General features: G+C 58.6%; 22 protein-coding genes and 1 CRISPR repeat array. Of the genes, 12 read left to right on the top strand and 10 right to left on the bottom strand.

The features are described 5' to 3' along the window. The first annotated feature begins 164 nt into the window (after window positions 1-164). The gene (locus ACVWY8_RS02505; protein WP_011432999.1) at window positions 165-632 is read left to right on the top strand and encodes a peroxiredoxin family protein; all 468 of its coding nucleotides are present in this window, start codon (window positions 165-167) and stop codon (window positions 630-632) included. On the opposite strand, the gene ACVWY8_RS02500 is transcribed toward ACVWY8_RS02505, so the two are convergent. Continuing rightward, window positions 625-3,087 carry a glycoside hydrolase family 31 protein gene (locus ACVWY8_RS02500; protein WP_457391934.1) on the bottom strand — a complete coding sequence of 821 codons (2,463 nt, stop codon included), beginning with the start codon at window positions 3,085-3,087 and terminating at the stop codon, window positions 625-627. The two genes, ACVWY8_RS02505 and ACVWY8_RS02500, sit on opposite strands and share 8 nt — an antisense overlap. Window positions 3,088-3,301: 214 nt before the next feature. On the opposite strand from ACVWY8_RS02500, the gene ACVWY8_RS02495 reads away from it, so the two are divergent. Further along, window positions 3,302-4,390, top strand: a complete 1,089-nt coding sequence (locus tag ACVWY8_RS02495; RefSeq protein ID WP_457392668.1) for a PQQ-dependent sugar dehydrogenase — start codon at window positions 3,302-3,304, stop codon at window positions 4,388-4,390. Between the two features lie 93 nt (window positions 4,391-4,483). On the opposite strand, the gene psbH is transcribed toward ACVWY8_RS02495, so the two are convergent. Continuing rightward, on the bottom strand, window positions 4,484-4,687 hold the full coding sequence (gene psbH, locus ACVWY8_RS02490; RefSeq protein WP_011432996.1) for a photosystem II reaction center phosphoprotein PsbH: 204 nt from the start codon (window positions 4,685-4,687) through the stop codon (window positions 4,484-4,486). 210 nt (window positions 4,688-4,897) lie between these two features. On the opposite strand from psbH, the gene psbN reads away from it, so the two are divergent. Beyond that, window positions 4,898-5,029 carry a photosystem II reaction center protein PsbN gene (gene psbN, locus ACVWY8_RS02485; RefSeq protein ID WP_011432995.1) on the top strand — a complete coding sequence of 44 codons (132 nt, stop codon included), beginning with the start codon at window positions 4,898-4,900 and terminating at the stop codon, window positions 5,027-5,029. A gap of 26 nt (window positions 5,030-5,055) precedes the next feature. Continuing rightward, window positions 5,056-5,925 carry a diaminopimelate epimerase gene (gene dapF / locus ACVWY8_RS02480; RefSeq protein ID WP_457391936.1) on the top strand — a complete coding sequence of 290 codons (870 nt, stop codon included), beginning with the start codon at window positions 5,056-5,058 and terminating at the stop codon, window positions 5,923-5,925. A gap of 3 nt (window positions 5,926-5,928) precedes the next feature. On the opposite strand, the gene ACVWY8_RS02475 is transcribed toward dapF, so the two are convergent. Next, complete coding sequence (locus tag ACVWY8_RS02475; protein WP_457391939.1) at window positions 5,929-6,564, bottom strand: hypothetical protein; 636 nt, start codon at window positions 6,562-6,564, stop codon at window positions 5,929-5,931. Between the two features lie 130 nt (window positions 6,565-6,694). After that, window positions 6,695-7,327, bottom strand: a complete 633-nt coding sequence (locus ACVWY8_RS02470) for a hypothetical protein (protein ID WP_457391941.1) — start codon at window positions 7,325-7,327, stop codon at window positions 6,695-6,697. 132 nt (window positions 7,328-7,459) lie between these two features. Between ACVWY8_RS02470 and pcrA the strand changes: the two genes are divergently transcribed. After that, the gene (gene pcrA, locus ACVWY8_RS02465) at window positions 7,460-9,820 is read left to right on the top strand and encodes a DNA helicase PcrA (protein WP_457391944.1); all 2,361 of its coding nucleotides are present in this window, start codon (window positions 7,460-7,462) and stop codon (window positions 9,818-9,820) included. Window positions 9,821-10,071: 251 nt separating this feature from the next. On the opposite strand, the gene ACVWY8_RS02460 is transcribed toward pcrA, so the two are convergent. Next, window positions 10,072-10,386, bottom strand: a complete 315-nt coding sequence (locus ACVWY8_RS02460) for a hypothetical protein (protein WP_011432990.1) — start codon at window positions 10,384-10,386, stop codon at window positions 10,072-10,074. Window positions 10,387-10,906: 520 nt separating this feature from the next. Between ACVWY8_RS02460 and ACVWY8_RS02455 the strand changes: the two genes are divergently transcribed. Then, window positions 10,907-11,398: a cytochrome c oxidase assembly factor Coa1 family protein gene (locus tag ACVWY8_RS02455; RefSeq protein WP_457391947.1), complete on the top strand. Its 492-nt coding sequence runs from the start codon at window positions 10,907-10,909 to the stop codon at window positions 11,396-11,398. An 83-nt stretch (window positions 11,399-11,481) separates the two neighbouring features. Then, entirely contained in the window at window positions 11,482-13,029 is a 1,548-nt protein-coding gene (locus ACVWY8_RS02450) for a YcjF family protein (protein ID WP_457391950.1), read from the top strand. Here ACVWY8_RS02450 and ACVWY8_RS02445 read toward each other — a convergent pair. Continuing rightward, the gene (locus tag ACVWY8_RS02445; RefSeq protein WP_414424618.1) at window positions 13,026-13,340 is read right to left on the bottom strand and encodes a hypothetical protein; all 315 of its coding nucleotides are present in this window, start codon (window positions 13,338-13,340) and stop codon (window positions 13,026-13,028) included. The genes ACVWY8_RS02450 and ACVWY8_RS02445 overlap by 4 nt on opposite strands. Window positions 13,341-13,535: 195 nt before the next feature. On the opposite strand from ACVWY8_RS02445, the gene rpsN reads away from it, so the two are divergent. The 4 genes from rpsN to ACVWY8_RS02425 all read left to right on the top strand — a co-directional run bounded on the left by rpsN (window position 13,536) and on the right by ACVWY8_RS02425 (window position 16,481). Further along, window positions 13,536-13,841 carry a 30S ribosomal protein S14 gene (gene rpsN, locus ACVWY8_RS02440; protein ID WP_011432985.1) on the top strand — a complete coding sequence of 102 codons (306 nt, stop codon included), beginning with the start codon at window positions 13,536-13,538 and terminating at the stop codon, window positions 13,839-13,841. A 57-nt stretch (window positions 13,842-13,898) separates the two neighbouring features. Further along, window positions 13,899-14,531: a ribonuclease D gene (locus ACVWY8_RS02435; RefSeq protein ID WP_457391953.1), complete on the top strand. Its 633-nt coding sequence runs from the start codon at window positions 13,899-13,901 to the stop codon at window positions 14,529-14,531. A gap of 274 nt (window positions 14,532-14,805) precedes the next feature. Continuing rightward, the gene (locus ACVWY8_RS02430; RefSeq protein ID WP_414426232.1) at window positions 14,806-15,642 is read left to right on the top strand and encodes an ABC transporter ATP-binding protein; all 837 of its coding nucleotides are present in this window, start codon (window positions 14,806-14,808) and stop codon (window positions 15,640-15,642) included. 65 nt (window positions 15,643-15,707) lie between these two features. Further along, window positions 15,708-16,481 carry an ABC transporter permease gene (locus ACVWY8_RS02425; RefSeq protein WP_414409221.1) on the top strand — a complete coding sequence of 258 codons (774 nt, stop codon included), beginning with the start codon at window positions 15,708-15,710 and terminating at the stop codon, window positions 16,479-16,481. A gap of 37 nt (window positions 16,482-16,518) precedes the next feature. On the opposite strand, the gene ald is transcribed toward ACVWY8_RS02425, so the two are convergent. The 3 genes from ald to ACVWY8_RS02410 form a co-directional block, all read right to left on the bottom strand. Next, on the bottom strand, window positions 16,519-17,607 hold the full coding sequence (gene ald, locus ACVWY8_RS02420) for an alanine dehydrogenase (protein WP_457391955.1): 1,089 nt from the start codon (window positions 17,605-17,607) through the stop codon (window positions 16,519-16,521). 335 nt (window positions 17,608-17,942) lie between these two features. Beyond that, window positions 17,943-20,080: a CRISPR direct-repeat array (repeat unit 37 nt; unit sequence GTTGATCCCTACCTTTTCCCCGCAAGGGGACGGAAAC). A gap of 100 nt (window positions 20,081-20,180) precedes the next feature. Continuing rightward, window positions 20,181-21,293 carry an LptF/LptG family permease gene (locus ACVWY8_RS02415; RefSeq protein WP_457391958.1) on the bottom strand — a complete coding sequence of 371 codons (1,113 nt, stop codon included), beginning with the start codon at window positions 21,291-21,293 and terminating at the stop codon, window positions 20,181-20,183. Between the two features lie 108 nt (window positions 21,294-21,401). Continuing rightward, complete coding sequence (locus ACVWY8_RS02410) at window positions 21,402-22,628, bottom strand: pentapeptide repeat-containing protein (RefSeq protein ID WP_457391960.1); 1,227 nt, start codon at window positions 22,626-22,628, stop codon at window positions 21,402-21,404. Between the two features lie 165 nt (window positions 22,629-22,793). Between ACVWY8_RS02410 and ACVWY8_RS02405 the strand changes: the two genes are divergently transcribed. Beyond that, window positions 22,794-24,590, top strand: coding sequence for a DUF1565 domain-containing protein (locus ACVWY8_RS02405; RefSeq protein WP_457391962.1), 1,797 nt, complete (start codon window positions 22,794-22,796; stop codon window positions 24,588-24,590). Window positions 24,591-24,756: 166 nt separating this feature from the next. Here ACVWY8_RS02405 and ACVWY8_RS02400 read toward each other — a convergent pair whose 3' ends face one another. Continuing rightward, window positions 24,757-25,500 carry a response regulator gene (locus tag ACVWY8_RS02400; RefSeq protein ID WP_457391965.1) on the bottom strand — a complete coding sequence of 248 codons (744 nt, stop codon included), beginning with the start codon at window positions 25,498-25,500 and terminating at the stop codon, window positions 24,757-24,759. Window positions 25,501-25,664 lie beyond the last annotated feature (164 nt).

The raw sequence follows: 25,664 nt of genomic DNA, 5'->3' as shown, positions 1-25,664 counted from the left end.
AGGTTCTGGGGCGCCGGGGCTGGGTGGCCTTGTGGCGCTTTACTACCCTATCCCCACCCCCACCACCCCGTCAAGATATCCAACCCAAAATTTTTTGAAGCCAGAAGGGATCCGGATCCACCGTTAGACTGTTGAAGTGAGCTCAGATTGGGTTAGACGGGTCTATGGGGATTGTGATTGGGGCTGTTGCTCCTGACTTTAGCTTGCCTGCGGTGGGGAAAGGGATCCAAAAGGGAGCCCAGATTTCACTGGCGGCCTACCGGGGCAAGAGCAAGGTGTTGCTGGCCTTTTACCCGGCGGATTTTTCCCCGGTATGCACGAGCGAGATGCGTTGCTTTCGGGAGGATTGGGAAGCTTTCCGGGCCGCGGGCTGCGAGATCTTGGGGATCAGCAGCGATCCCCTCTCCAGGCACCAAGCCTTTGCCGAGCAGCTTAAGCTGGAGTTTCCTTTGCTGAGCGATGTGGACAGAACCGTGAGCCAGCAGTACGGGGTGGACAGCCTGCTGGGGACGCGGCGGGCCTATTTTTTGGTGGATAGCCAAGGGATCCTACGCTACCAGCATGTGGAGTGGCTGCCCTTGTTCAAGCGAGACAACCGGGAGCTGCTGGAGGCCGTGAGGGCGATTAGCTAAACGGGGGATCCTCTGGGGTGGGCCAGAGAACCCGTTGCGGCTGTCCGGTGTCCGGCAGGGAGAGGGGAGTGTGGCCAAGGGGCTCCAGAAGCCAGCTACGCTGGGGCGGGCTCCAGTTGCCCTGGCGGGCCTCGATCTCCAGAATGAGCTGGCCATTTTGCTGTCGCAAGCGGAAGAGGGTGGTGGCCCAGGCTCCTGCTCGATGGGCGAGGGTTTCCCCGTCGTCTTCGTAGAGGGTGAAGCTGCCGTTGCCGGGGTAGAGTTTGAGGTGCGGTTGGTCACGGCGCAGGTGGGCGGTGGACGGGCAGGGGGGAGCTAAAGGCAGAACGGAGCCACCCCGCACAAACAGCGGCAGTTGTTCGAGAGGGGCAGGGACGAGAATGTAGCGGGGGCCGGTGTGGGCCTGACCTGTCCACCAATCAAACCAAGTGCCCTGGGGTAGGTAAACAGCGCGGCACCGCACGCCAGGCCGAACCACAGGGGCAGCTAGGAGGGCGGATCCCAGCATGGCTTGATCTGAGATCTCGTAGGTTTGCGGATCGTCGGGAAACTCGTAGAGAAGGGGGCGCAAGATGGGGGATCCGGTTTGGCTGGACTCCCAAAAGAGGCTGTAGAGGTAGGGCAGCAGCTGGTAACGCAACTGAATGGCCTGCCGGCAGATGGTTTCCACTTCGATGCCAAAGCTCCAGGGCTCGTGGGGGCGGGTGCCCAGGGCGCTGTGGCCGCGCATGAGGGGGTAAAGAATTCCCATTTGCATCCAACGGGCAAACAGCTCGGGAGTGGCATTGCCACCGAAGCCGCCGATGTCCGCGCCGACAAAGCTAACTCCCGACAGGCCCAGGTTTAGGAGCATGGGCAGGGACATCTCCAGGTGTTCCCAGGAGGATTGGTTGTCGCCTGTCCAGACGGCAGCCCAGCGCTGGATCCCAGCAAAGCCGGAGCGAGTCAGCACGAAGGGGCGCCGGTTGGGGTTGAGCTGTTCCAAGCCTTCACGGGAAGCGCGTGTCATCAGCAGGCCGTACAGGTTGTGAACTTCGGCGTGGGTGGTGGGTTCGTCGGGTGGGCCTTGGGGGGCATCGAGGGAGATATCGACGATCTGGCCGCCGTCTCCAAAGGGGCGGTCGTTGAGGGCCGGCTCGTTCATGTCGTTCCAGATGCCATCCACACCGGCTTGGGTGAGAACCCGTTGCCAGGATCCCCACCACTGCCGCACTCCGGGGCGCAAGAAGTCGGGGAAGAGGACTTTGCCTGGCCAAACGTAGCCATGGAAGAGGTGGCCGTCGGCGCGGCGGATAAAGAAATCCTGGGCCAAGCCCTCGTCGAAGACGGCGTAGTCGGCTTCGGGCTCGAACTTGACGCCGGGATCCACAATGGCTACCACCCGGAAGCCAGCCTCGTGGAGTTGGGCCATGAGCCGGGCCGGTTCGGGGAAGCGGCGGGGATCCCAGGTGAAGACGCGGTAGCCGCGCATGTAGTCGATATCCAAGTAAATGACGTCGCAGGGGATCTGCCGCTGGCGAAATTGCTGCGCAACGGTTTGAACCTGGGCGGCGCTGGCGTAGCTCCAGCGGCACTGTTGGTAGCCCAAGGCCCAGAGGGGAGGAAGGGGAGGCCGCCCAGTGAGTTGGGTGTAGGTCTCGAGCACCAAGGCCGGGGTGGGGCCGTAGATCAGGTAGTAATCCAGCTCGGGGGCGCGCACCTCGATGGCCCACTGCTCGGGATCGATCTGGCCCAGGTCGAACTGGCTCCAGTGGGTGCAGTGCAGGAAGAGCCCGTAGCAGAGGTTGGGGCGAAGAAACAGGGCGAAGGGAATGGCCTGGTAGAGATTGTCGCTGTGGGCGTCGTAGTTCCAGCAGTCGCGAGTCCAGTGGCTGTAGCGCCGACCCCGTTTGTTGAGTAGCCCCGCCCGTTCCCCTAGGCCATAGATGTGCTCGGCAGGGTGGAGGTGTTTGACCAGGCGGATGCTATCGGATCCCCAGGTAAGCCCAGAGGAGACATCGGCGCAAAACTCTTGCCCTTGAGAGTCTTGAAAACTGAACCGGAGGGGATCCCGATCGATCTGAACTTGCACCTGGGAGGTGGACAGGTGGATTTGGGTGGAGCTTTCCTGCAGTTCAAAGGGAGCCGGCGGCCACTCTTCATCGGCTGGAGCCACATCCCAGGAACGACAGGGCAAAAACGCTCCGCTGGGGCTAAAGCGCAGCCGAAACAGACGGGGGGTGAGCACCTGCATAGACCAGCGGCCCTGGGCACAGATGAGGTGGATCCCTCTGGAGTGGGGCTGGAGCTGCTGCAGGGATCCGCAGGTTGGCCTTTGGGGCGGGCGGGCGGGGGATTGGCCGTTCGCGCCCGCGGGATCGAGTCCCAAGATCTCGCCAGGTTCCAGCATGCTTTGGAGACAGATTGCTGCTCTCAAGGCTAGCCTATGGCCGGGAGGGGACAGGGGGTTGCCCACTCTGGTCCGCAGTGGGTTTTACCCTCATCGGTACCCATCTCCAGAAGAGCAGCGGCAATAATCGGTTAGCTCAGATCCCAGAATCCATCGCGAAAACGAGGCGGCAATGGCCATGAGGATCCCGGCGATCAAGCTTCTCTCCTCACTGCTGCTTTTTGGGGGGGTGTCCGTCCCCGCTGTCGTGGCGGCCTACCCGGTCAGCCCGGAGATGGTGATGACCCTGCAACAGGGGGATCATACCCAAGCCTTGCCCAGGGCCAGAACGGAGCAAGCGTTTCGGGTGGTTACTTTGGCCCAGGGTTTGGAGCACCCTTGGGGGATGGCCTTTCTGCCAGATGGGACAATCGTGGTAACCGAACGACCAGGCCGGCTGCGCCGGGTTACCGACCAGGGGTTGGATCCCCAGCCAATAGCCGGTGTGCCCGAGGTGTTTGCCCAGGGGCAGGGGGGCCTGCTGGACATCGCCTTGCACCCCAACCATGCAGAGAACGGCTGGATTTATCTGTCTTATGCAGCGCCTGGGCCCGGTGGGGGAGGCACGCGGGTGGCGCGAGCCCGTCTGGGGGAAGGGGGCCTACAGGATCTGGAAGTGATTTTTGATATGGAGCGCAAAACCCCTGCCCGGCAGCACTTTGGCTCCCGTTTGGTCTTTGACGAAGAAGGATTCCTCTACATCAGCACCGGAGACCGGGGAGAACGGGATCGAGCCCAAGATTTGGGGGATTCTGCCGGTAAAGTGTTGCGCATTACGGATGCGGGCGGGATCCCGGCGGACAACCCATTTGTCGGCCAAGCAGGGGCTTTGCCGGAAACTTTTACCTATGGCCACCGCAACATTCAGGGAATGGCCCGCCACCCCGAGACGGGAGCGATTTGGTCCCATGAACATGGGCCGCAGGGTGGGGACGAGATCAACATCTTGGCCCCCGGCGTCAACTACGGCTGGCCCCTAATCACCCACGGTCGAGAATATACGGGAGAACCCGTCGGCCAAGGACTGGCGGCAGCTCCCGGCTTGGCTTCCCCTCTGCTGCACTGGACGCCCTCTATCGCTCCTTCTGGCATGACTTTCTACACAGGGGAGGCTTTCCCCGAATGGCGGGGCAACCTATTTGTGGGGGCGCTGGCCGGGCAACACCTGGCGCGCTTGGTACTGGATGGAGAGCGGGTGGTGGCGGAAGAGCGCCTGCTGGAAGGGGCGGTGGGCCGCATTCGCGATGTGCGGCAGGGGCCGGATGGCTTGCTCTACCTGTTGACGGACGCCCCGAATGGATCCCTGCTGCGCCTGGAGCCAGCACCCTGAAGGCATCGGCTCGGAGGAGAAGAGGAGCTGCCTTGATCCCGCTTGCAACCGTCTGGCGGGACGGGGATTTTCTCCAGAGTAGGGCCTGGGAACTCAAAAGCTGAGGCTCTCCCAGGAGACGTTAATGTCTTCCAAAAGCAGCGACTTGTTGTAGATCTGCAGGATAATCAACAAAAAGACGGCGAATAGGGCCATGAAGACCGCCATCAGGGGCGTGGTGCCCCAGCCGGGAGCCACTTTACCGTATTCCGAGTTGAGGGGACGCAGCAGATCGCCCAGTCTGGTACGAATGGCCATAGGTTCTCGCAGTAAGTTAGGAACAGAACACATTGATGAAGTCGAAGATGACCAACCCGGGCGGTGGATCCTTGGTGCTCGGCACCGCCCAGACAGCCACCCCATTAAAATCACGCTATCAGAATCTGGCCAACCCCTTTTGCCTTGAGCAATGAATTGTAAACTTGTGTAATACTGTAGTCGAATACTCTCAGGATCAAAGACAACGATATGGAGCCCACCTTTTCCCTGATTGTGGCGATTGCGGCAGTTACCATCTGCATCACTGCGTTTGCCATCTACACAGCCTTTGGCCCCCCTTCCAAGGACTTGCAGGATCCCTACGAGATGCACGAGGATTAAGGCCTGTCGTTGGGATATCTGGGTAAATGTCTGCTCGGTTGACCCCCCGTCTCTCCTTTCACAAGTACCAGGGGTTGGGGAACGATTTTATCTTGGTGGACAACCGCCGGCAGTCTCAACCCTGCTTGAGCCCGGAAGAGGCCGTCGCCCTTTGCAATCGCCGCTTTGGGGTAGGAGCCGATGGGGTTATCTTCCTGCTGCCGGGGCAGGAGGGGGCAGATTTCAGCATGCGCCTCTTCAACAGCGACGGTTCCGAGGCGGAGATGTGCGGCAATGGGATCCGCTGTTTGGCCCGCTTTCTGCAGGACTTGGGGATCCCAGGTCGGGATGGCGTCTACCAGATCCACACCTTGGCGGGGCGAATCGTGCCGCAGGTGCGGGCAGATGGGCTGGTCACAGTGGACATGGGGATCCCTCGCCTTTTGGCCAAGCAGATCCCCACCACCTTGGTCGAACCGGATGAGAAGGTCATTCGGCAGCCGCTTGCAGTGGCCGGGCGAGAGTGGCGGGTGACGGCGGTGAGCATGGGCAACCCCCATTGTGTGGTCTTCCTGGAAGAAGAGGGATCCCTGGAGGAGCTGGACTTGGCAGCTGTGGGCCCCCTGTTTGAGCATCATCCGGCCTTTCCTGAGCGCACCAACACCGAATTTGTGCAGGTGCTCAGCCCGACTCGTCTGCGCCTACGGGTTTGGGAGCGGGGAGCAGGGGCAACGCTGGCTTGTGGGACGGGTGCCTGTGCTGTTTTGGTGGCTGCTGTTTTGGAGGAGCGCGCAGAATCGCAAGCTACAGTAGAACTGCCGGGAGGAAATCTGGAAATTCGCTGGGATCCGAGCACACAGCACGTGTGGATGACCGGCCCTGCCCTACACGTCTTCAGCGGCACCACTGCCGGTTGAGAACTAGGCTCCCAGACCCAACAGGAGGATGGCCAGCAGGCCGAGGATCCCATAGGCAACGCTCCAGCCCTGCCGCCAGATCAGCGCCAACGCCAGGCCCAACAAGACCAAGCCCAACCCCAGGCCGAGGCGCAGGAACAGGGGGTGAATCCATCGGTTGAGGAATCGTTTGAGCCAAGGGAACACCACCCCTAAGACGAAAGCCACAGCAACTGGGATCCAATCTGCCTGATCCCACTCCCCCAACAGGTAAAGGCCGCCCAGACAGATGCCCAAGCAGAAAAACAGCACCCGCATACCGGGATAGTCTTGTCGGTAGCTGGAAGCCAGATTCCGGGGCTCTTTGGGGTGGGCCAAGACCAATGGCTCTACGGCAAAACTTTCGCTCCACTCCGGCGCTTCTTCGGTTTGTCCGCGGCACCAAAGGTAAACGTTGACCTTGCGCAACCCCTGCAGCAGAGAGGCTTCCACCGCACTGCGCACCACCTCCATCACCTGCAGGGTATCCACCACATCGCCCGGCAGCCGTTCCAGCAGCACGTTGAGAACAGGCCCCTTCAGCTCGGCTCGGCCAAACAGCCGCAAGTCGGCAAGCTTGTAATCGAGGATTTGGTTCAAGATTTTGAGCTGGCGGCGCATGGGATCCCGCGAACAGAGAGCCGTCGTTCGACCGGTTGACTCAAAGCTTTAACATGACCGGTATGACCAGTCTAACGGTTGGGCCAGAGCGGCAGAAAAGAGACGTTCCCGGTGTGAAAAGGAGGTGGGACTATCCGATGAGGGTGCGAATGCACCGGCGAATGCTGAGGTTGGATCGCTCCAAGTCGGCAAATCCGCTCAGAAGAGTTCCCTGGCCGTCCAAAAGCAGCAAAGCGGCCTGTTGGCGAAAATTGATCCCAGGCAAGGTTGCAGCGGCTATTTCTTGCAGCTTCTGGATGGTTGCTCCCTCAAAATCGACCGAGACATACACAAACGGAGAAACCAGGCGGGGATCCGTCGGTACACTCTCCCGGATGGCCTGCAAAACCAAGTGGCGCACCAGCAGCAGCCCCCTGCCATCCACCAGCACGATCTGGCGCAGCCGAGGGTTTTGCCCAAACTCCAGGGCCAAACTTTTGGAGAGGGCTTCCGATTGCGAGCGGGTTTGGCTGTTGGTCAAGATCAACGCTTGAATGCCCTCATACCGACTTAGGTCAAGCCGATCCCCAGAAACGCTTTCCACCTTGAGGTCAAGAGATGTTTTGGGGTTGCCGTTGCTGGGGCAGTTGCCAGCTTGGGCGGGATCGAACGCACCTTGAGAAAGCAGGGCAAGGGTGGCAAACCCCAAAGCCACAAGTCTCTTTTGAACGCAAAGCCAGCAGCGGTTAGCCGGGGCACAGCAGCAGGACAGCACTCGGTTCATGGCGGGGAGCTCTGGAGCGGGCCGGCCAAATCTTAACCGATCTTCATCTTTGGTGCTCCAAAATGCCCTCTCGGCTTCTCATCCCCATTGGGTTGGTGACCATAATGGAAGGCAGTTTCTGGTTTGCTGGCCATGACTCACGCCTCTTTGCTGGATGCCCTCAACCCTTCTCAACGGCAAGCGGTGCAACATTTTTGTGGCCCGTTGCTGGTGGTTGCTGGGGCAGGTTCCGGCAAGACACGCGCCCTCACCCACCGCATCGCCTACCTGGTTCGCCACTATCGGGTGGATCCAGGAGAAATTTTGGCCGTGACCTTCACCAACAAGGCCGCCCGCGAAATGAAAGAGCGCATCGAGCAGCTCTTTGCCGAGCAAGAGGCTCAAGAACACTTTGGGATCCCGCTGGAGCAATTGGAGCCAGCCCAGGCCACCCGGCTGAAATCCAGCGTTTACCATCGGCTGATTAAACCCCTTTGGATCGGCACTTTCCACAGCTTATTTGCCCAGATCTTGCGCATGGACATTGAAAAATATCAGGATCCCAAGGGGCGAAAGTGGACTCGACATTTCTCAATTTTCGATGAATCAGATGCCCAATCTCTGGTGAAGGAGATTGTAACCAAGCAACTGAACTTAGATGAGCGCAAGTTCGACCCAAGGTCGGTACGCTACGCCATTAGCAATGCCAAAAACCAAGGTTGGACTCCTGCCGATCTGGAGCGCAATCAGCCCAACTTCCGTGGCCGTACCATCGCCCAAGTCTATGAAATCTATGAAGACCAACTGGCCGCTAACAATGCTCTGGACTTTGATAACTTAATTTGGATACCGGTGCAGCTCTTTCGACAAAACGAGCAGGTGTTGGCTTACTGGCACCAACGATTTCGACACATTTTGGTGGATGAATACCAAGACACCAACCGCACTCAATATGAGCTAATCCGTCTGCTGGCTACCAACGGCGAGACCCGCAGATCTCAGTTGGACTGGAGAAACCGATCCATCTTTGTGGTGGGAGATGCGGATCAAAGCATCTATCGCTTTCGCGGGGCAGATTTTACCATCTTGCTGGAGTTTCAAGAGACCTTTGGCGATGGTCTCCCCGATGACGATACCCGCACCCTGATCAAGCTGGAGGAGAACTATCGCTCTACAGCTACCATTCTGCAGGCAGCTAACGCTCTCATCGAGAAAAATACAGAGCGCATTGATAAAGTTCTCAGGCCAACCCGTCAGCAAGGAAATCCGATTTTTCTTCATCAGGCGGATGACGAGATTGCAGAGGCGGAGTTTGTCGTCAATACCATCCGACGATTACACGGCCAAAATGCCAATGCTTTTTCCTGGGGAGATTTTGCCATTCTCTACCGCATCAACGCTCAATCCCGTCCTTTTGAAGAGGTCTTGCTGCGGTGGGGGATCCCTTACACCGTGGTGGGCGGACTGCGATTTTACGACCGCAAAGAAATTAAGGATGTCCTAGCCTATTTACGGGTTGTGGCTAACCCTGCCGACTCCTTTAGCCTGCTGCGAATTATTAACGTGCCGCGCCGTGGCATCGGCAAATCTACTCTGGACAAGCTGACCGAAGCGGCGGCGGCTCTCAACGTGCCTTTGTGGGAAATTCTCAGCGATGAAACCTCTGTAAGTAGCTTGGCGGGCCGTTCGGCTAAGCCTGTCATTCAGTTTGCTCAGTTGATTCAGCACTGGCATCGACAGGCTTCTCAGACTTCAGCCGCCACCCTTATCGAAGGGTTGCTAAGGGATTCCGGCTATTTGGAGGATCTCAAGGCACAGGGTACAGACGAAGCCGAAGAAAGAGCGGCCAACGTGATGGAACTTTACAATGCCGCCCGCCAATTCGAGGAAGAACAGGAGGATCCCAGCCTTGAGGCTTTTTTGAGCAATGTGTCTTTGGCTTCCGACTTGGACAACCTTCAGGAAGGCGCTGAGAAAGTTTCGCTAATGACGTTGCACTCTTCCAAAGGTTTGGAGTTTCCTGTTGTGTTCTTGGTGGGGGTGGAACAGGGTCTATTTCCCAATTTCCGGGCTTTGGAGGATCCCGCTGCTTTGGAAGAAGAGCGACGCCTTTGCTACGTGGGCATTACCCGTGCCCGTGAGCAGTTGTATATCAGCCACGCCAGGGAAAGGATGCTCTACGGCAACCGCGAACCAGCTATTCCTTCGGTATTTTTAAGTGAACTGCCCCAAGAGTTAATCGAATTCGACAGACGCGGAGCCGTTTCTCGACAGCTCTCCCACGGCAGTGGACTGTCCCTTTCAGATGCACCCAAGGCCAGGCCCAATCGCCGCCAAAGCCGTTCAGAACAGTGGGCGATTGGAGATCGTTTGCAACATCCCCAATTCGGACAAGGCCAGATTACCCATGTGTTCGGCAGTGGTGAACGGGTCACGATTGCGGTGAGGTTTCCCGCTATCGGTCAACAGAAAATCTTGGATCCCCGTATCGCTCCTATTCAAAAGCTTAGCTAGGCGGCTGAACTCGGAAGGGCTCCAGCGATGAAGAGAGGCAAAGGGAAGTGCTGTAGAAGTCCGTAGCTCATTCGAGATTGCCTTGCCGTTGACGTCGTTGGTGATCCCTTGCTTTATATGTGTTTGCTTTATATGTGTTGCTGCACGACGGGGAAAGCAAAACCTCAGCTCCCCCTTTCCCTGATTTGACCGTTGCCCAACCCTCGGCCTTACCTCTGCCCCCTCGTCACTAATTGCTTGTAATTGCTTGACTACCCGATCTTGGGATCCCTCGCCAGGCTTAACCCAGTCGGCTGAGACTGAGTTGTCTCGGCTCTGTCCGGTACCAGGCGCAGGGGCGGGCCAAAGCGGCCAACCGCTACAGTGTTGTTCAGGGCCGGGATCTGGCGGATGGATCCCTGGCGTAGGCAGCGGTGTAGACGGCGCAGCAGGAAGAGGTCGGCTTCGGAGCACTCCTCTCGAAATAGCCTTACGTTAAGTTCGTGTTCCTGAGCAGCGGTGAGCAAACCGGTCATCATGGCGGTTTGAATGATCTGCTGCACGGTTATGGTTGTCGCTTCATCCATAGGTTTAGGCGATTGGATGGAGACCTTTTGCTGCTCTTATTCTCGACAAATCCCTCTGATATTGACTCCGCCAAATAGCGGATTCGGTATGCGCGCACTTTGTCTTCTTTCTCGGTGCTCGGAAATAGGGCTTTCCAGATACCTATTGACCTTCTGAGCCATCCGGATTCCGTGTAGGCGAAAAGCTTGAAATCTTTGTGTCACAAGCCTTTCTAATCGAAGTGGGAGCAGAGCCAACAATTGGATACGTAGGGATCCCATCCTCACCGCAGTACAAAATTAGACTCAACAGTGAGTTGCTTGAACTGGCCAAAGAGGTGCTGATCCCATGATTTTTCGAGCTGTTGCTTGAGGCCGTAACAGATATCTGTGGCAATACGGAACTGAGAAGCGATGTTCGTCACCGACAAATGGCGTAGGGTTGCTTGGCTTTTTGTCTGTACCTTGTCGGCAACGCAGGCATAGAGGATGAGCAACAGCCTTGTGTTAGGGTGGGGGCATTTTAGGGTGGCAATGGGCTGTGTCAGAAACTCCACAAAAAGTCGGCTGTGCTGTCCCTCTGGGCTGCTGTGGCTGCGGCTGTTTGGGCCTGCTGGCGGTGTTGGGCCTGGGGCTGGCGGGGGCAGGGATCCTAGTCTGGAATGGGATCCGTGCCTCAGGAGCCTATCGCACCTACCAGTTGGCGGTGGAGCAGCTCGAACAAAATGCCGTGGTGGTGGAACGTTTGGGAGAGCCCCTGAGGCCGGGATGGCCCTCGCGGCTGCGTTTTCAGGAAGATGAGGAAGCCGGTTGGGTGTGTCTGTTCTTTTTGATTACAGGGGCCCAGCGCACCGGCGATGTGGTGGTGGAATCGGAGCGGGGCATGGCCGGCTCGGCATGGCAGTTGCGCCATCTGCAAGTGAAAGTTGACGGGGATCCGCAGGCCATTCAGGTCATCGAGGGGGAATCTCGGTGTGAAAAGGAAGAGTCGGATAGAGAAGCCCTGCCCCTGCAGCCAGAAGGCGACATCTAGGTAGCCGGATATGCTCAGCCGCGGGTAGAGTCAAAAGGACTCCGTCCCGCTGACGCGAACGGTTGTGGCCTTGTTGGATCCCTATGCGGTCGCTCCCTTACCTGCGCTTGCTGCTGCTGTTGGCGCTGTTGGCCTCGTTCACCGGGCTGATCGTCTGGCTGATCCAATCGTTTCTCGATCTGTACTACGCCACCCGCTACCACCCGATTTTGGGGGGGCTGTTGATTGGGGTGCTGCTGCTGCTGCTGCTGGTGTTTTTGGCCGCTGCCATCTACTACTTGTTTCTGTTTCGCCAACCCGCCCCCAGCAGGAGGGAAATTACCCAACCCCTTGCCTTGCCGGAGACGGCCTTGGACAAGCGGAAAGCGGCGCAACAGAACTTGGCTCAACTGGAGGCGCAGCTAGCGCAAATCCAGGATGAAGTGGCGCGGGCAGCGCTGGCGGAGCGGTCGGCTCTGCTGGCCCAACAGTTGGCCCAGCCCCAGCTGAAGGTGGTGGTCTTCGGCACTGGGTCGGCGGGCAAGACTTCTTTGGTCAACGCGCTGCTGGGGCGGCGGGCGGGGGCGGTGGGGGCCACTCTGGGCACCACCCAGGCGGTGGCTTGTTACGATTGGAACTTGCCTGGGATCCCGCAGCCGGTGCAGATCCTGGATTGCCCCGGCATTTTGGAGATCGGCCCGGCAGGGGTGATGCGGGAACAGGAGGCGCAAGCCCAAGCCCAAGCTGCCGATCTGCTGCTGGTGGTGGTGGATGGGGATCTGCGCCAGTCAGAGGTGGATCCCTTGCGCCGGTTGATCGCCCTGGGCAAGCGGGCCTTGCTGATCCTGAACAAAGCGGATCGCTACACCTCAGAAGAACGACAGATCCTCTTGCAACGCCTGCGGGAGCGGGTCTACCCCCTGATTCCACCTCAGGATGTGTTGATAGCTGCCGCTGCTCCAGCCCCTGTGCGGGTGGGATCCCAAACCTGGCGACCGGAGCCGGAGGTGGCGGCGGTGCGGGATCGCGTGCAGGCGGTGCTCTATGCCGAGGGGGGATCCCTGGCCTTGGACAATGCCCTGCTGCAATCGCAACAGTTGGGGGAAGAGGCCAAACGGATTCTCCAAGCCCAACTGCGCCGGCAGGCGGAGGAGGTGATCGATCGCTTTCAGTGGATTGTTACAGGAGTGGTGTTCGCCAACCCCATCCCGGCGGTGGATCTGCTGGCCATTGCCGCCATCAACGCCCAGATGGTGGTGGAACTGGGATCCCTTTACGGCTGCAAAATGAACCTGCAGCAGGGGCGGGAGCTGGCCTTGTCTCTGGCCAAAACCCTAGCGGGCTTGGGCTTGGTGGAAGGGGCGATCCAACTGACCACGGGGATCTTGGCCACCGTTGCCGAGGTAAGCGTCGTCGGTTTTCTGGCGACAGCCCCCATTCAGGCAGCCAGTGCTGGCTATCTCACCCGCATTGCCGGCAAGAGCTTCATTGAGTATTTCCAGCACAACCAAAGCTGGGGCGAAGGGGGGATGCAGGCGGTGGTCAAAGCCCAGGTGCAAAATACCCAAAAATCCGGTTGGCTCAAAGAGTTTGTCCGCGAGGCTTCCCGGCGCATCTTCCGAAATGGGATGGCCAACCCAAGGGATCCCTAATGGCCGCTCAGGGCAATATCCGTCGGCATGAAGGCCAGCTTCAGTTGCGCCACATAATCGGCGTAGCTCAGTGCCGGCCCAGTGTCCCAATCCGCCAAGCCATGCATGCACTTCGACCATTGAATGAAGGCGGCAGGATAGATATAGGCCAAACTGGGATCCTGCAAAACCTCTTTGGGCAGTGGAGAGGCCGACTTCAGCACTGCCAACAGAGCCGGCGGCTTGTGGAGAATCACGCGCGTGGCCTCAATCTGCTCTGGGGAAACCCTAAACTTGGCGGCGATAAACGAGATCACTTTGGAAATGGCCATCACCCAACACCAACCTCGCCTATAAAAGTAGATTGCCCCGAAGCCGAAGGGCTGACTTCAGGGATCCCACGGAGAGCGGAAAAGAGGGATGAACATTGGCGAGGATGGCCGTGGGCGGGCCTGGGATCCCCTTGCTTGGGGCCGCTGCTCCCCGTTATTCTAGTAAAGCTGAAAAATCTGGGGAAGCAGTGAGCCGTGGCTAAAAAGAGCATGATCGAGCGGGAGAAAAAGCGCCAACGCTTGGTCGAGAAGTATCGGGAGAAGCGCCAACAACTGAAAGCGGCCATGGCCGATCCCAACATCGACCAGGCCACCCGCATGGAGCTGCACGCCCAACTGCAAAAACTCCCTCGGGCCAGCTCGCCCACACGCCTGCGCAACCGCTGCTGGAAAACCGGGCGTCCCCGGGGTTACTTCCGCGATTTCGGCCTGTGCCGCAACAGCCTGCGGGAAATGGCCCACAGAGGCTTATTGCCAGGTGTGGTCAAGTCTAGCTGGTAGTTGCCTGGCCTTCGCTGCTTGGTTATGCAGCCAAAACACCCTTTTGAGAGATCCTGAGTGGGCCTGCAACCTTTTCAGCTCTGTGACGAAGATCTCACCCCTGCAGTGGCAAAGGCCCTGGCCGGGGAACCCCACTTGGCCGTGGATACGGAGACGATGGGGTTGATCCCGCAGCGGGACAGGCTTTGCGTGGTGCAAATCGCCAACTCCGCCGGTGAGGTGGTGCTGTTGCGGCTGAGCCGCGGGGTAAAGCAGGCCCCCCTTCTGGCGGGGCTGCTGACGGATCCCAACATTGAAAAGATTTTCCACTACGCCCGCTTTGACCTGGCGATGCTGCGCTATCACCTGGGGATCCGGGCGTGGCCCGTCTTTTGCACCAAAATTGCCAGCAAACTGGCCCGCACCTACACCAGCAAACACAGCCTCAAAGATGTGGTGAGCGAGCTGTGCGGGGTCGAACTCAACAAAGCTGCCCAAAGCTCCGACTGGGGGGCCGTCCACGCGCTATCCGCCGAACAGCTGGAATATGCCGCCAACGATGTTCGCTATTTGATCCCGGTGCGCCACAAGTTGGCGGAGATGTTACGGCGGGAAGAACGCTGGGAGTTGGCGCAGCAGTGTTTCCAACATTTGCCTACTTTGGTAGAGCTGGATCTGTTGGGCTTCAGTAACGTCTTCGAACATCAGTAGGCGGGGCTTTACTTGATAGACAGTCACTGTCTTCGATGACCGGGCCCTCGGGGATCCCACATCTCCTGAAGCGGAAAATGGGGGGACGTCACCGGCCCACAAAGTATCTGGCAACACAGCTGGCTGCCCCTCTCTCTGATGTAGTGGGGATGGGGTTGGCCATACCAATCGAGATAAACCGGCCTGCAACCCTCATTGCTCCCGCCATCGTCTGTCTGGATCAGGGGGATCAGCCCTCACTTGGGCCACTATGAAAATCATTGGAGTTGAGTCAATGTTGGAGTCGCAGAGGGTGGTTCAAAGTGGGTTATCTTCCCCCGCTGTTTCGGGCAAGCCCGTTCTGGAGTTGCGCCACGTCTCGCTGCAGTACCCCACCAAGGGATCCCCAGTCACGATCATCCGCGACGTCAGCTTTTCTGTTGCCCACTCGGAGTTTGTCTCCATTGTTGGGCCGAGCGGCTGTGGCAAAACCTCGCTGCTGAAGATGGTCTCCGGCCTGAACACCAACTACAGCGGCACCCTCTACTTCCAGTCGCAGCCCATCACCGGCCCCCTGAAGAGTGTGGGCATGGCTTTCCAAAACCCGGTGCTGCTACCCTGGCGCACGACCTTACAGAACGTGTTGCTGCCGTTGGAGGTGGTGGAGCCTTACAAGCGTACCTTCAAGCAAAACCTGGCCCAGCATGAAAAGTCGGCGCTGGAGCTGCTGGCCACCGTGGGCTTGGAGGGTTTTCAGAAAGCCTATCCTTGGCAGCTTTCCGGGGGAATGCGGCAGCGGGCTTCCTTGTGCCGCGCTTTGATCCATCAGCCGGAGCTGCTGCTGTTGGACGAACCTTTTGCTGCTCTGGATGCCTTTACCCGCGAGGATATGTGGGAAATGTTGCAACGGCTGTGGATGCGCACCGGCTGCACTGCTATTCTGATCACCCACGACTTGCGGGAAGCAGTTTTCCTCTCCGATACCATTTATGTGATGGGGCCACGACCGAGCGAGATCATCTTTTCCCTCAAAGTGGATCTGCCCCGTCCACGCCCGCTGGAGATCTGCCTGACGGACGAGTTTCACCACTTGGTCTCGGAAGTGCGCAAGCACATTCGGCGCAGCTATTAGGCTAAACAGCCATTGGCCTAGTCAAGCCTGGATAGACTACTGCCCAACTCTGCCGAGGGATCCCGATGAAAAAATCATTTGACCGATTTTTGCAGACCAAAGCGGCTTCTGTTGTTTTACCTGCTGCCACCATCGTTTTGACCATTGTGCTCTGGCAGGTGGGGGTGGGGCTGTTCAATGTTCCTCGCTTCATTCTGCCGGCGCCCACCGAGATCCTGGCAGCCATGAACCAATGGAGCCCGGTGATTATGCGCCACTCCCTAACCACCCTCACTTCGACGCTGCTGGCCTTTGTGCTGGCTTTGGTGGGGGGGATAGTGCTTGGAGCGATCATCGGCAGCTCTCGCCTGGCCCATCTGTGTTTGTACCCGCTGCTGGTGGGGTTTAACACCATCCCAAAGGTGGCTTTGGTGCCACTGCTGGCGATTTGGTTTGGCTTGGGCACGATCCCGGCGGTGATCACGGCCTTTTTGCTGGCTTTTTTCCCCATTGCGGTCAATGTGGCGGTGGGGCTGGAGACGGTGGAAGCCGAAATGCGGGATGTGCTGCGCTCGTTGGGGGCCAGCTCTTGGGAGATCTTCACCAAGGTGGGGCTACCCCACAGCATGCCCTACCTGTTTGCCTCGTTGAAGGTGGCCATCTCCTTTGCTTTTGTCGGCTCGGTGATCTCGGAGACGGTGGCTTCCAACCAGGGGCTGGGCTACCTGATCGTGTCGGCCAGCTCTTCTTTTGATGTGCCTTTGGCCTTTGCGGGTTTGGTTGCCCTCGGCATTATGGGCATTTTGCTCTACACCTTTTTTGCGGCTTTGGAGCGCTATGTCCTGTCCTGGCGACAGTAGCATCTGCTCCAGGGGATCCCACCGATGCCTGAACAAGCTAGCCCAAATCTGGAAAAGTGGCCCGCACTGCCGGGTGGACGATCTTTCCTGCCCTGATGTTGAGCCCTTTGGCCAAGGCCGAGTCTTGTTCCAAAGCAGCGGCCAGGCCAAGGTTGGCCAGCTTGAGAATGTAGGGGAGAGTGGCGTTGACCAGCGCTTGGGTCGAAGTCCAGGGGACAGCCCCCGGCATGTTGGGAACGCCGTAGTGTAGCACCCCGTAGGCTTCGTAAACCGGCTGGGCATGGGTGGTAACCCGTGTGGTAGCAATGCACCCCCCCTGATCCACCGCCACATCCACAATGAGGGAGCGAGGACGCATTTGGGCCACCAGCTCTTCTCCCACCAAGACCGGCGCCCGCCTTCCCGGCACCAACACTGCCCCCACCAGCAGGTCGGCCTCGCGAACACACTCTTCCACGCTTTGGGCCGTGCTGTAGAGCAGCTCCACACGGGATCCAAAGAGCAGCTCCAGCTCGTTCAGCCGCTGCAGGTTGATGTCCAAAATCTGCACCCGCGCCCCCAAGCCTACGGCCATTTTGGCCGCCTCGGTGCCCACCGTGCCTCCGCCCAAGATCACCACCCGTCCCGGCGATACCCCTGGGATCCCACCCAGCAACACGCCTCGCCCCCCCTGTTGTCGGGTGAGGTAATGGGCGCCAAACTGCACCGAGAGCCGCCCGGCAATCATGCTCATGGGCATCAACAAGGGCAGGGATCCATCTGCCAATTCCACCGTTTCATAGGCAAGGCAGGTGGCCCCCGATTGCAACAGCGCCTGGGTCAGCTCGCGGCTGGCGGCCAAGTGCAAATAGGTAAACAGGATGAGGTCGGGATGGAGCAGAGAATACTCGGCAGGCAAGGGCTCCTTTACCTTCACCACCAGCTCCTGCCGGTAGATCTCCTCAGGAGTGACAGCCAGCTTGGCCCCCGCTTTTTGGTAGTCCTCATCCGTGAAGCCCGCCCCCTGGCCCGCTTGGGTCTCCACCCACACCTGATGCCCCTGTTCGGTTAAGGCCCGCACCGCCGCCGGTGTCAGCCCGACACGGAACTCTTGCTCTTTGATCTCTTTGGGCACGCCAATTCGCATAGGGATCCCCGTAGGGCTGCTTTCCAGTCTAGACAGACTCTCTCCCCGATGGGATCCCTGGCCTGAGCAGGAGAGCGAAAATTGTAAAGTTTTGTGCGCGATCTGTCGGGGCAAGCAATCGCCAGGCTAATTTTGTTAGCTCAAGATTTCAAGGGCAAACCTAGATCTCTTGCCATGATTGGCACGAAAACAAGACATAACAGCCTCAGAAAGCCCAATTTTCTTGCTTGCGCTTATCCCCAAGAGCAATGTTAATATCTATGTCACGAAGTCTCCGTACTCCCTCGCGAACGCACCTTGAAAACTGCATGGATTCAAGCTTTTCCGGGGGTAGGGTTGATCCCTACCTTTTCCCCGCAAGGGGACGGAAACGTCGCGTGGCTACGCGCAGAGCGACAAGCAGAACGCCAGTTGATCCCTACCTTTTCCCCGCAAGGGGACGGAAACTAAGGCAGGTGAACGACAAACCTGCCTACTCAAAATGTTGATCCCTACCTTTTCCCCGCAAGGGGACGGAAACGTGGCCAGAATTGGGCGACCGAGGGGCTCACATGAGGTTGATCCCTACCTTTTCCCCGCAAGGGGACGGAAACATCATTAGGTACCAATACTACCCCGGGTATACCTGGGTTGATCCCTACCTTTTCCCCGCAAGGGGACGGAAACAGATAGAAAAACCACCCTTGTGGAGGGGGTGGTTTTGGGTATGGTGTTGATCCCTACCTTTTCCCCGCAAGGGGACGGAAACGCCGGGTCATTCTAACCCAACGCTGTTGTTGAAAGTTGTTGATCCCTACCTTTTCCCCGCAAGGGGACGGAAACTGCTGATTAGCTTAATAGTAATCTGTCCAACAAACGAGTTGATCCCTACCTTTTCCCCGCAAGGGGACGGAAACGAGCTTTTACCTAACGTGTGACATCTAACCTCCCCCAAGTTGATCCCTACCTTTTCCCCGCAAGGGGACGGAAACATCCGCGGGCTTTCGCCTTACGGATCCGCTCTTTCGCTGCGTTGATCCCTACCTTTTCCCCGCAAGGGGACGGAAACGCGCAGCTTCGACGGCCCACCCCATCATGCAGACCCGCGTTGATCCCTACCTTTTCCCCGCAAGGGGACGGAAACGTGGGACAAGTTTTCCTATCCCAATGACAAGGCCCGCGTTGATCCCTACCTTTTCCCCGCAAGGGGACGGAAACGCTCCCATCACGTAGTAATGGGGGTGCGAAGTGTACGTTGATCCCTACCTTTTCCCCGCAAGGGGACGGAAACGACACCTTCGGTTTACGATTGTTCGGTTTGCTGGAGTTGCTGTTGATCCCTACCTTTTCCCCGCAAGGGGACGGAAACGGGCACCGGCGGGTCATTCTGACCCAAGCCTGTTTGTTGATCCCTACCTTTTCCCCGCAAGGGGACGGAAACCGTAAGCTTTGCAGCCAATTCGGGGTCACTCAAATCGTTGATCCCTACCTTTTCCCCGCAAGGGGACGGAAACTGGGGGAGAGAGTTATTTGATTCCCAGAGTACGCAAGTTGATCCCTACCTTTTCCCCGCAAGGGGACGGAAACCATCCGAAGGCTTCGATGTTACTGGGACCAGGTTTTGAAAACGCGTTGATCCCTACCTTTTCCCCGCAAGGGGACGGAAACCGGATGTAGGCGCAACGCTCCGCTTTCAAGATTTGCGTTGATCCCTACCTTTTCCCCGCAAGGGGACGGAAACTGTGGACACGGAACCCCCTCGAAGATGTCTTCCTCGTTGATCCCTACCTTTTCCCCGCAAGGGGACGGAAACATAGTACGCAGATGCTCACACTTGGAGTCTTGCAAGAAGTTGATCCCTACCTTTTCCCCGCAAGGGGACGGAAACCCGTTAATCTGCTTAACCACCAACTTGGGTGGCTCGGTTGATCCCTACCTTTTCCCCGCAAGGGGACGGAAACTCAGGTACCGGTTTTGGTTCAGCAGGCTTTGAAATGGGTTGATCCCTACCTTTTCCCCGCAAGGGGACGGAAACACGCTTGGTCCAACAGGTTTGTTACCAAACCGTGGATGATGTTGATCCCTACCTTTTCCCCGCAAGGGGACGGAAACACTGGCTAAGATGCCGCTAATCTACCGAGAAGTAACCAAAACGTTGATCCCTACCTTTTCCCCGCAAGGGGACGGAAACATACGGCTATCGGTTTCACGACTGTAGCGGTATTTGGCGTTGATCCCTACCTTTTCCCCGCAAGGGGACGGAAACGGCAAGTACTTACGTACAGCCGATGCTACATCCCCAGCGCTACGTTGATCCCTACCTTTTCCCCGCAAGGGGACGGAAACTGCATAACTACCTCCCTTTCGGGTAGAGAAAGAACACGTTGATCCCTACCTTTTCCCCGCAAGGGGACGGAAACGTGAATGACAAAACCTGCCTTCTAAAATAAAAAAGGCGTTGATCCCTACCTTTTCCCCGCAAGGGGACGGAAACCTGAGCTACGCGAGGCGAGAGGAGAGAGAAAGGAAAGTTGATCCCTGCCTTCTTCGAGACATCCTTGAGAACTGAGACTGGCGGATTCTAGGGTGGATCCCTAGCGCAGGAAACGGGCCAGCAGCACCAGTCCGATGCCGCCGAACAAGATGTTGAAGCTCCAGGCTGCCGCCCAAGGGGGAAGGGCGCCGGCTTCTCCCAGGCTGCGAGACACGCTGAGCACCACGTAGTAGCCAAACACCAACAGGATCCCGAAGACGACGCCCCCGTAGCGTCCCACCCGCCGCGCGGTGGTGGATCCCAGGGGGAGCGAAATCAGCACGGCAAAAAAGCTGGCCAAGGGCAGGGAGAAGCGCATGTGGAACTCGGTGCGCAGAGCCTGAGTATTGAGATTGGAGCGGGCCAAACGGGAAATCCGCTCTGCCAGCTCCGGTAAGCTCAACTCGCTGGGGGGAACCGGCGGCTGCATTAGGGTAGCCAGATCCTGGGAAACTTGCAGCGGCTTGCGATGAAACGTTTGCTCGGCAATGCTGAGACCCGTGGGGCCGTAAAGGTGGGTTGCCCCTTCGCTGAGGCTCCACTCCAGTCCGTTCCACACTGCCTGAGCGGCCAAGGTCACTTCCGCCAACTGGTATTTGCCCCCCGGCAAGGGATCCACCCGCAAAATCGTAACATCTTGCATCGTATTTAACCGGGGATCCACTTGGCGGATGAAGAACCAGAGGTTGTCTTCGGTTTTGAAAAAGACATCGTATTGCACCGGGGTGGTGGCCTGGGCCAGCAAAGCTTGCTGATCGATCTGGCGGATTTGCTGTTTACTGGCTGGCAGCAGCACGTTGCTAATGAAAAAAGCGCTCAAGCTCATGGCCAACCCCACCAGCAGCAGGGGCCGGAAAATCCGGCTAAACGGGATCCCGGCTGCCCGCATAGCGGTGATCTCACTGTTGCCGCTCAGCTTGCCCAAGGTGAGCATGGTGGCAAAGAAGGCGGCAATGGGCATGCCCAGCACCACCATCTCCGGCAGATCCAAAACCAAAAGACGCAACACCGTTAGAGGCGGGACGGATCCCTCGACCAGCCGCTCGGCCAGGGTAAACAGTCGGCCCACCAGCAGCAGCAGGGTTCCCCCCGCAATACCGGCCAGCACCGGGGTGAGCATCTCCCCAAACAGATAGCGCTCCAGCAGCCAGAACTTGGTGAGCAACCGTGCCATGTTTGAGAATTGAAAGGGATCGCCCTCATCCCCATGGAAGAGACGGGTTGCAATGGCCGAAAAATCGGCAGCAAAAGCCCTGAACCAGGCTTATCAATGCATTCTCGCTCAAGGGCTTGGGGAAGCAGGGGGGGGAAACGACTCCGTTTTGTCGGCAGGATCCAAACGCGGCTGAGGAGAGTTGAGGGGAGGTTCGGACTCGGGATCCAGCTTGGCACCCCAGGTGACCAGGTAGGCCCGTTGTTCGGGGGAAAGGCGGCGAGCCTGGCGGAAATCTGCTCCTGCCACGATAGCTCCGGTGTAGGCTCCGGTCTTAAAATCCGGCTTTTGCCCCAGCTGAGCGGGGGAAGCTGTCTGAGGGGATCCCACAAACAGCAAAGCGCGGTAGAGATCGGCCCCGCGCAGGTCGGCATTCCGCAAGTTAGCTCCGCACAGATTGGTGTGGCTGAGATCGCAGCCGCTCAGGTTGGCCCGCTCCAGGCTGGCTTCGCTGAAATCCACCGCTCGCAACAGGGTGCCATGCAGGTCGGCTCCCTCCAGCATCGTGCCCAGGCTGACCACCCGGATCCCGTGCAGGCGATCCCGCTGGTAGCCCCCCTTGCCATCCAGGATAGGTCGGCCCAGGTGTTCGTCTCGCCGCAGAGGGCTGAGCAGATTGGCAGTGGAGAGAAAGCGCAGGATCTTGGCTTTGCCGAAGCGATCCACCCCATTCAACAGAGCAGCCGTGCGCCCGGCAGCAATGGCCCGCTCCAGGGGCCAATCGTCCAACTGCCCATCGGGAGACAAGACCAGGTTGGAAATGCCTTCAAAGTAGGCGTCGATGGTCTGCTGCTGGGTGATGATATTCTGCTGAATGGTGAGATCGCGGGAGATGATGTACTGCCGCCAGGCGATGTAGGCGGCCAGGATGGCGATCAAGATCTGGCCTGTGGCCCCAAACACTTCTCCCAAAGCCCCAATCGCCTCCCAACTCAGGGATCCCAAAGCGGAAAACACCCCGCTCCCAGCAACCCCTCCCATCACGGCCAAGCTGAGGGCCACTCCCGCCCAGGCCAATTGAGGCCAGGTGGTCAGCCACTGCCAAAGACGGCGTCCGATCTGAGCCCAAAGCGGTCGCCCCCACCAGCCCGCCAGGCCCAGCCAAGCCAGCACCGCCCCCCAGCTCAAGACCGGCTGAGCCATCAGCTTTCCCAAGAGCAGCAAGAAGGCCGGGATCCCCAACAGCAGCAGATGAATCAGGGGTTGCCACGGTGAGACCGGAGACAGCAGGATCTCGGATTCAAGCAGCGACGGCTCTTGGGGCAGATGTTCGGGGACAAGGGTTTTGTAGGTCATGGCGCAAGCAGGGAGGTTACTCTAGGGCTAGTGTTAGACTTGCAAAAAAAGCCTGCGTTAGTCCGTATTTGGAGTTGGCGGATAGGGCAGGATCCCGCCTACTCAGTTTGGTAGGATAACCTCGGCCTTTCTTCTCTAGCCCAGCCTGGTGTGAGGATAACCACCATGATCTCTTCCTTATTGTCCTTACTGCCTATTGGTCTGCAGAAATCCGGCGAACACCAATCTACAGCAGTCCTGCCCGGCCTGCGGGCGCAGCGCCATCGTTCTGCAATGCTGACGCGGCTGGCAACCTCTCTGATGCTTGGCACCACCTTACTGCTGACAGCAAAGTTGGATCCTGGCTGGGCGCAAACTTCCCTGGACACTGGTATTACCGGCGAGCAGACCCTGCCTCAAGCTCCCCCGCTCCCGGACAATCGCCCGGCCATTTTCGTGGATGCAGCCAACGGCAGCGATACCCGTGGGGATGGATCCCGCAATAACCCCTTCAAGACGATTACTTATGCCATTCAGCGGGCTCAAGCTGGCAGCGTCATTCAGCTTTTTCCTGGGGTGTATAGCGAGGAGAGCGGCGAAACCTTCCCCATTCGCCTGAAAGCGGGCCTCACCTTACGTGGGGACGAGTCCACCTTGGGAGAGGGCTATCTCATCACCGGCGGCGGTACCTACATGAGCCCGACCCTAGGCCGACAAAATGTTGCTCTGCTGGCAGAGACCAGCGCAGAAGTGCGAGGAATTACCCTGCGCAACCAGGGGCGGCGCGGCTATGCCCTCTGGGTCGAATCGGCCTCCCCGCGCATTCTCAACAACAGCTTTGTGGGCAGCATCCACGATGGGATCTTCATTGCCGGCGCTTCCAATCCCTGGGTGGAGGGCAACCGCTTCTATAAAAACGGGGCCAACGGCATTTCCGTCTTGGGCACCTCCCAGCCCACCATCATCAATAACCTGTTCCAGGAGACCGGCTTTGGCATCACCATCGACCAGCGCTCGGCGCCTATTGTGCGCAACAACCGCATCCTGCAGAACCGTACCGGCGTGGTTGTCGGGGGCAGCTCCAGGCCCATCCTGCGCAACAATCTCATCGCCCAGAACTTGGAGACCGGCCTCACTGCCATCACCAACGCCCAGCCGGATCTGGGCACGGCCACGGATCCCGGCAACAACATCTTTGAGGGCAACGGCCAATACGATATCAACAACGCCACCCGCGGCCTGCGCCTCAATGCCAACGGCAACCAACTGCGGGGCCAGGTCAAAGGGGATCTGGATCTGTCCGGTCAAACCACCGTTGCCGCCCTTCCCGACAGCGCTCCCCGCCCCATTGCTCCTGGCACTTTGGCTCTGCCCAGCGCTCCGGCCCAGCCGGCTACTCCCAGGGATCCCCGGCCAGCGGCTGAGACCCCCTCCACCTTGCCGGTTTTAACGGTGCCCCAGTCTACTGCCCCGGTTCCCCCCTCTCCGCCCCAAGGATCCGGAGGGCGCATCTTGCCAGATCCCTCCAGCCCTCAGGCAACTCCCCAGCCCCAACCTCCGGGGGAGCAGTTTGTGGCTGTCCCCTTCACCCCCGATGGCTCTACCACACCTGCCCAGCCGGCTGACCCTGTTCCCAGGCCACCGTCGGCTCCCCTCACGGATATCACCACCCTCCTGCCTCCGCCGGCCCGTCGCTCATCGGCAGGGATCCCGGCCACTCCCTCTGCTCCCACTACAACTCCAGTTGCCCCCCCTGTGGCTGCTGTGGGCTCGGCAACCCAATTTCGCGTGTTGGTGACCCCCAAGAGCAGCGATGACTTGAACCGATTGCGGCAGCTCATCCCCGAGGCGGTGGAAACGGTTTTCAACGGCAGAACAGTGTTGCAGGCGGGCCTGTACGACAGTCGCAGCCAGGCCCAGTCGGTCTTGGATCGGCTGTTGGATGCCGGCTTTGAGGCGGTTGCCGAGATGATTTTCCGCTAGCGACCCCCCACACTGCCGGCTTGCTTCTCCATAGCGGTACGAGGGAGCTTTGATCCCAGTTCTTTGGCGGGGTGGCCAGCCATTGAGCCCAAGTCTCCTTGGTCGTTGGCAAGGGAATTGACTACAAGTGCTTGCCAAGAGCGATGACGGCTCGAACACCCCCTCTCTAGTCCAGCGGATCCAGTCGGTAGCGGCTGAGCCAGTGATCCAAATGCACTTCCTCCTCGTCCAGCAGTTGGGCGTTAATCAACCCCCGTTTGAAGGCAAGACGGATGGCTCGCGCCCGCAAGCTGAAGGTGGTTCCCCACTCGTCGCTCTCAATTTGGTCGTTGCTGACTTCTAACTTGTCGTAGAGGTTGCGCAGACGGTTGGTTACCCCTCGGCGGGACAAAAAGCGCCGTGCAGCAATGGCTTGGTCGGTGAGGCCGAGGGCAATGTCGATCAGCACTTCGTACTCGGCATCGCTGAGACCGGTAATTTTGTTTTGTGAACGGGAATCGACTCCGCGCACCTCTCGGTCGATCACGCATTGCTCATCCTGCACCACCGCTTGGATGGCGCTGACCAATTTTTCATCGGTGCAATTTTTCAAAAGGTAGCCATAGACGGTTTGCGGAGGCACGATCTTGTGCAGTTCCCGCACATAGACTTCATCGGCAAAATGCGACCAAAAAATGATGCGCGTGCTGGGGCACTCTGACCAAACCTGTCGTGCTACCTCGATCCCGGCCATCTCGGGCATGCGAATGTCCATCAACACAAAGTTGGGGTGGTGCTGACGGTAAAGTTCCAACGCCTCTCTACCATTCGAGGCTATATACACCGGGCCGAACTCAGGCAAGTGTTGCGTCAGTAGGCTATGGACATGCTGACGGTAAAGAGCGTCATCTTCAGCAAGGAGGGTACTCACGGGCCTTTATCAGAATTACCGAATACTTTCTTTTCATTACCTAACTCTAAAGACACCCACAAGGGAAGACAAGGCACTATTGAGCAGTACTCAATGGAGCAAGGGATCCCCTCCACCGGCGATGAGTAGCGGCTCAGGAAAAGGAGTTCGTCCCGCTCTGTCCT

This window comes from Thermostichus sp. OS-CIW-32 (assembly GCF_054060415.1).
This window is presented reverse-complemented; position numbering and strand designations above follow the sequence as displayed.

Excerpts from the sequence above, each read along its gene's own strand:
- ACVWY8_RS02505 (WP_011432999.1), top strand. The coding sequence starts at position 165 with ATGGGGATTGTGATTGGGGCTGTTGCTCCTGACTTTAGCTTGCCTGCG.
- ACVWY8_RS02495 (WP_457392668.1), top strand. The coding sequence starts at position 3,302 with ATGACCCTGCAACAGGGGGATCATACCCAAGCCTTGCCCAGGGCCAGA.
- psbH (WP_011432996.1), bottom strand. The coding sequence starts at position 4,687 with ATGGCCATTCGTACCAGACTGGGCGATCTGCTGCGTCCCCTCAACTCG.
- psbN (WP_011432995.1), top strand. The coding sequence starts at position 4,898 with ATGGAGCCCACCTTTTCCCTGATTGTGGCGATTGCGGCAGTTACCATC.
- dapF (WP_457391936.1), top strand. The coding sequence starts at position 5,056 with ATGTCTGCTCGGTTGACCCCCCGTCTCTCCTTTCACAAGTACCAGGGG.
- ACVWY8_RS02475 (WP_457391939.1), bottom strand. The coding sequence starts at position 6,564 with ATGCGCCGCCAGCTCAAAATCTTGAACCAAATCCTCGATTACAAGCTT.
- ACVWY8_RS02470 (WP_457391941.1), bottom strand. The coding sequence starts at position 7,327 with ATGAACCGAGTGCTGTCCTGCTGCTGTGCCCCGGCTAACCGCTGCTGG.
- pcrA (WP_457391944.1), top strand. The coding sequence starts at position 7,460 with ATGACTCACGCCTCTTTGCTGGATGCCCTCAACCCTTCTCAACGGCAA.
- ACVWY8_RS02460 (WP_011432990.1), bottom strand. The coding sequence starts at position 10,386 with ATGGATGAAGCGACAACCATAACCGTGCAGCAGATCATTCAAACCGCC.
- ACVWY8_RS02450 (WP_457391950.1), top strand. The coding sequence starts at position 11,482 with ATGCGGTCGCTCCCTTACCTGCGCTTGCTGCTGCTGTTGGCGCTGTTG.
- ACVWY8_RS02445 (WP_414424618.1), bottom strand. The coding sequence starts at position 13,340 with ATGGCCATTTCCAAAGTGATCTCGTTTATCGCCGCCAAGTTTAGGGTT.
- ACVWY8_RS02430 (WP_414426232.1), top strand. The coding sequence starts at position 14,806 with ATGTTGGAGTCGCAGAGGGTGGTTCAAAGTGGGTTATCTTCCCCCGCT.
- ACVWY8_RS02425 (WP_414409221.1), top strand. The coding sequence starts at position 15,708 with ATGAAAAAATCATTTGACCGATTTTTGCAGACCAAAGCGGCTTCTGTT.
- ald (WP_457391955.1), bottom strand. The coding sequence starts at position 17,607 with ATGCGAATTGGCGTGCCCAAAGAGATCAAAGAGCAAGAGTTCCGTGTC.
- ACVWY8_RS02415 (WP_457391958.1), bottom strand. The coding sequence starts at position 21,293 with ATGGCACGGTTGCTCACCAAGTTCTGGCTGCTGGAGCGCTATCTGTTT.
- ACVWY8_RS02410 (WP_457391960.1), bottom strand. The coding sequence starts at position 22,628 with ATGACCTACAAAACCCTTGTCCCCGAACATCTGCCCCAAGAGCCGTCG.
- ACVWY8_RS02405 (WP_457391962.1), top strand. The coding sequence starts at position 22,794 with ATGATCTCTTCCTTATTGTCCTTACTGCCTATTGGTCTGCAGAAATCC.